This window comes from Mesorhizobium sp., from assembly GCF_005063415.1.
Lineage (GTDB): Bacteria > Pseudomonadota > Alphaproteobacteria > Rhizobiales > Rhizobiaceae > Mesorhizobium.
In genome coordinates this window covers 51,266-55,071 of record NZ_SUEG01000021.1, presented here as the reverse complement: position 1 = coordinate 55,071, position 3,806 = coordinate 51,266, and the positions used below count along the sequence as shown (strand labels likewise).

Annotated in this window: 2 protein-coding genes and 1 pseudogene; 2 read left to right on the top strand and 1 reads right to left on the bottom strand. The window is 64.6% G+C overall.

Annotated elements, in window-relative coordinates; translation table 11 throughout:
- Both E5W70_RS08665 and E5W70_RS08660 read left to right on the top strand, forming a co-directional pair.
- On the top strand, positions 1-1,980 hold a 1,980-nt coding region (locus tag E5W70_RS08665; protein ID WP_292656518.1), incomplete at its 5' end, for an NAD-glutamate dehydrogenase domain-containing protein.
- A 187-nt stretch (positions 1,981-2,167) separates the two neighbouring features.
- Positions 2,168-3,544 carry an MFS transporter gene (locus tag E5W70_RS08660; RefSeq protein WP_292656515.1) on the top strand — a complete coding sequence of 459 codons (1,377 nt, stop codon included), beginning with the start codon at positions 2,168-2,170 and terminating at the stop codon, positions 3,542-3,544.
- Positions 3,545-3,584: 40 nt separating this feature from the next.
- On the opposite strand, the pseudogene purH reads toward E5W70_RS08660, so the two are convergent.
- A pseudogene (gene purH / locus E5W70_RS08655) lies at positions 3,585-3,806 on the bottom strand (bifunctional phosphoribosylaminoimidazolecarboxamide formyltransferase/IMP cyclohydrolase); the annotation flags it as partial.

Genomic DNA, 3,806 nt, shown 5'->3' with positions numbered 1-3,806 from the left:
CACAAGAAGATGGGCATCACCGCGAAGGGCGCCTGGGAAGCAGTCAAGCGGCATTTCCGCGAGATGAACCGCGACATCCAAACCACGCCGTTCACTGTCGTCGGCGTCGGCGACATGTCGGGCGACGTGTTCGGCAACGGCATGCTGCTGTCGGAGCAGACCCGGCTGATAGCCGCCTTTGATCATCGCGACATCTTCATCGATCCCGATCCCGACATGGCGGCTTCGATGGCCGAGCGCCGGCGTATGTTCGCTCTCGCCCGTTCAAGCTGGCAGGACTACGACAAGACGAAGCTGTCGGAGGGCGGCATCATCGTCTCGCGCAGCCAGAAGTCGATCACCTTGCCGGCGCCCGCGGCTGCGGCGATCGGCCTCGGCAAGACAACGGCCACGCCAGCCGAGATCATGAGTGCCATTCTCAAGGCGCCGGCAGACCTTTTGTGGTTCGGCGGCATCGGCACCTATGTCAGGGCATCGGGCGAGACCAACCAGGACGTCGGCGACCGTGCCAATGACGCGATCCGCATCACCGCGCTCGACCTGCGTGCCAAGGTCATCGGTGAGGGCGCCAATCTCGGCGTCACGCAGCGGGCGCGCATCGAATTCGGATTGAATGGCGGCCGCTGCAACTCAGATGCGATCGACAATTCGGGCGGCGTGAATTGCTCCGACGTCGAGGTCAACATCAAGATCGCGCTGGCTTCCGCCATGCGCAAGGGATCGTTGACCCGGCCGGCGCGCAACAAATTGCTGGCCGAGATGACCGATGAGGTCAGCGCCCTGGTGCTGTCCAACAATTACCAGCAGACGCTGGCGCTGTCCCTTGCCCGTAAGCGCGGACTCGCCGACATCGCCCATCAGAGCCGCTTCATGGCGGCGCTGGAGGCGCGCGGGCTGCTCGACCGTGCCGTCGAGGCGCTGCCGTCGCCGGCGGCCCTTGTCGAGCGCGAGACGCACGGTGAGCCGCTGACCCGGGCCGAACTCGGCGTGCTGCTCGCCTATGCCAAGATCGTGCTGTTTTCCGATATCGTCGCCAGCGACGTGCCGGACGATCCGCATTTCGACCGTGATCTGATGGGCTATTTCCCCGATCGCATGGCGAAGAAATACGCGGGAGAAATCCACGGCCATCGGCTGCGCCGCGAGATCATCGCCCGTGTCGTCGCCAATGATCTGGTCAATCGCGGCGGCCCGTCCTTCGTCAACAGGCTGCAGGAAGCGACTGGCCGCAGTGCCGCCGATGTCGTGCGCACCTTCGCCGTGGTGCGGGATGGCTTTGCGCTGCCGGCGCTCTACCGGCAGATCGACGCGCTCGACAACCAGATCGACGGACAGATCCAGCTCGACCTCTATCAGGCGGTCAGCCGGCTGATCTATGTGACCAGCGGCTGGTACCTGAAGAACGATGCCGGCACCGCACCGCTCGGGCAGCGGATCGCCGAGTTGCAGGATGCGCGCAAGGCGCTGGAGCCGAAGCTCGTTTCGCTGCTGCCGGCCTTCTCTCGCGAGCGGATCGAGGAGCGGCGGCACAGCCTGTCGAAGGGCGGCGCGCCCGAGAGCCTTGCCGAGCAACTGGCGTTGACCGATGTGGCGGAGCTCATCCCCGACATTGCGCTGACGGCGCGGACGGCAAATGCCAGCATCGTCGCTGCCGCCAAGGCGTTTTTTGCAGTCAGCGATGTCTTCCGCATCCCGCGCGTCGAGGATGCGGCGCGCTCGATCATGCCCTCGGATTACTACGATCAGCTGGCGCTTTCCCGCGCCACCGACACGATAGGCGCGGCCAGGCGCGGCATCGCCGTGGCGGCACTCACCAGTCATGCCGAGGCGGCGGATCCGGTGACAGCATGGTTGGAGGCCGGCGGCGAACGGGTCGGACGCATCCGCGAGCGGCTGCAGGCTCTGACCGAGGGCGGCGACATCACCGTGTCGCGGCTGTCGGTGGCGTCCGGCCTGATGAGCGATCTGACGGGGCTGTGAGACGTTCTTCCATATCGCGCGGGATTGCGGGGAAGAACTGCGCTATAGAGCGAATGGCGCCCTGCTTGGGGCGCCCGGAGCATGATCGCGAACGTAACGATCGGCTTTTGGACAAGATCGTGCTCAACAAGAAGACGGAGCGTCATTCCGATTCGATCGGCATGGAGCAAGCTGCAGCGGAGGGGACATGGCTGAGATGGCAGTGCAGCGTGCGTCGGGACGCGGCATCTGGGGATGGATGCTGTTCGACTGGGCGGCACAGCCGTTTTTCACGGTCGTCACCACTTTCATCTTCGGTCCTTATTTCGTCTCGCGCATGGCCAGCAATCCGGAGACCGGGCAAGCGGCCTGGGGCTACGGCATTGCCGCCGCCGGCCTTGTCATTGCCGTTTTGTCACCGGTCCTCGGGTCGATCGCCGATCAGACCGGACCACGCAAACCGTGGATAGCCTTCTTCGCCGCGGTCAAGATAACCTGCCTTACCCTGCTGTGGTTCGCCGCGCCCGGCTCTAATCTTTTTTTGGTCGTGGCGTTGTTCTCGCTGGCGTCGGTCGCGGCGGAATTCTCGACCGTGTTCAATGATTCGATGATGCCGCGCCTGGTGCCGAAGAGCGACATCGGCAGGATCTCGAACATGGCCTGGGGGCTCGGCTATCTCGGCGGCATGATCGCGCTGATCTTCGTCGTTACCGTCATGGCCGGCTCGCCTGAAACCGGCAAGACCGTCGTCGGGCTCGACCCGATCTTCGGCCTCGACCCCAGGCTCGGCGAGGACGCGCGCGCCACCGGACCGTTGTCGGCGGCCTGGTATTTCCTGTTCATCCTGCCGATGTTCTTCTTCACGCCTGATGCGATCAAAGGCATTCCAATCGGGCCGGCGGTGCGCGAGGGACTGTCGGAACTGAAGTCGACGCTGGCCGAAGTGCGCAAGCGCAGCGGCATTTTTCGCTTTCTCGTCGCTCGCATGATCTATCAGGACGGCGTCAACGCGCTGCTGGCGCTGGGCGGAACGTTTGCGGCGGCAATGTTCCATTGGTCGATTACCGAGATCGGCCTGTTCGGCATCATCCTCAACGTCGTTGCCATCGTCGGCTGCCTGGTTGCCGCACGCCTCGACTCAGCACTGGGTTCCAAGACCATAGTGATGATTTCGCTTGTCATGCTGAGCATTGCCACGATCGGCATCGTCTCGACCGGACCGGGCTATACGCTGTTCGGCGCCTGGGTGATGCCCGGACTGGACGGCGGCGGATTGTTCGGCACGGCGGCGGAAAAAGCCTACATTTTCTACGGCCTGCTGATCGGGCTTGCCTTCGGGCCGGTGCAGGCATCGTCGCGCTCCTACATGGCGCGCAGCGTCACCGCTGCCGAATCGGGCCGCTATTTCGGCATCTATGCGCTGGCCGGTCGGGCAACGAGTTTTGCCGCACCCTTCATGGTGGCCACGATCACCCTGGCCAGCGGCTCGGCGCGGCTCGGCATGGCGGCGATCGTGCTGTTCCTCGGTGCCGGCATGGCGATCCTGATCGGCACGCCCTATCCGGCGGATCGGCCGGCGGAGTGAGCTGCTCTTCCCTTCTCCCACGAGGGGGAGGGTAAGGCGTTCAATGCCGGAAATGCCTCACTCCGGTGAAGACCATGGCAATGCCGTGGTCGTCGGCGGCGGCGATGACGTCGTCGTCGCGCATCGAGCCGCCGGGCTGGATGACGGCGGTGGCGCCGGCTTCGATTGCCGACAAAAGCCCATCCGCGAACGGGAAAAAGGCATCGGAGGCGACGACCGAGCCCTTGGTCAAGGGCTCCGTCAGACCGGCAGCCTCGGCCGC

What these genes read in the sequence shown, in the direction of transcription:
- E5W70_RS08660 (WP_292656515.1), top strand. Translation starts at nt 2,168, where the DNA reads ATGGCTGAGATGGCAGTGCAGCGTGCGTCGGGACGCGGCATCTGGGGA.